Origin of the sequence: Psychrobacter sp. CAL346-MNA-CIBAN-0220, assembly GCF_040309805.1 — a bacterium.
Lineage (GTDB): Bacteria > Pseudomonadota > Gammaproteobacteria > Pseudomonadales > Moraxellaceae > Psychrobacter.
The window spans coordinates 1-760 of record NZ_JBEOPF010000026.1 but is presented as its reverse complement, the minus strand read 5'-3'; the positions used below and the strand labels follow the sequence as shown (position 1 = coordinate 760).

Genomic DNA, 760 nt, shown 5'->3' with positions numbered 1-760 from the left:
TCTGCTACCGAAGCCCTAAAAGGCTCTGAGGGCCCATATGGCGAACCAGCTATCGTTGAACTGCTTAACGTTTTAGACACTTATATTCCAGAGCCTGAGCGTGACATCGACAAAGCATTCTTAATGCCAATCGAAGACGTCTTCTCAATCTCAGGTCGTGGTACCGTTGTTACTGGCCGTGTTGAATCAGGCATCGTTAAAATCGGTGACGAAATTGAAATCGTCGGTATCCGTGCCACTCAAAAAACCACCTGTACGGGTGTAGAGATGTTCCGTAAACTGCTTGACGAAGGTCGTGCAGGCGAAAACTGTGGCGTATTGCTACGTGGTACTAAACGTGAAGACGTACAGCGCGGACAAGTATTGGCCAAACCAGGCTCAATCACCCCGCATACCAAATTTGATGCTGAAGTATACGTACTCAGCAAAGAAGAAGGTGGTCGTCACACGCCATTTCTAAACGGCTATCGTCCACAGTTCTACTTCCGTACCACTGACGTCACTGGCGCAATCCAGTTACAAGACGGAACTGAGATGGTTATGCCTGGTGATAACGTTGAGATGGGCGTAGAGCTTATCCACCCAATCGCTATGGACAAAGGTCTGCGCTTCGCTATCCGTGAAGGCGGCCGTACAGTAGGCGCTGGTGTGGTTGCTAACGTTCACGTTTAAGACTTAATGACTGTTCTCAGTATTTAAGTGTTGTAACCAAACAGTTAGTCCAAAAGCCGCTCTCGTAATTGAGAGCGGCTTTTTTTAT

General features: G+C 47.9%; 1 protein-coding gene. It reads left to right on the top strand.

Features of this window, described 5'->3' with window-relative positions; genetic code table 11:
- A partial coding sequence (locus AAEY88_RS12550) for an EF-Tu/IF-2/RF-3 family GTPase (protein WP_350562910.1) occupies nt 1–672 on the top strand: 672 nt, incomplete at its 5' end.
- Between the last annotated feature and the right edge of the window lie 88 nt (nt 673–760).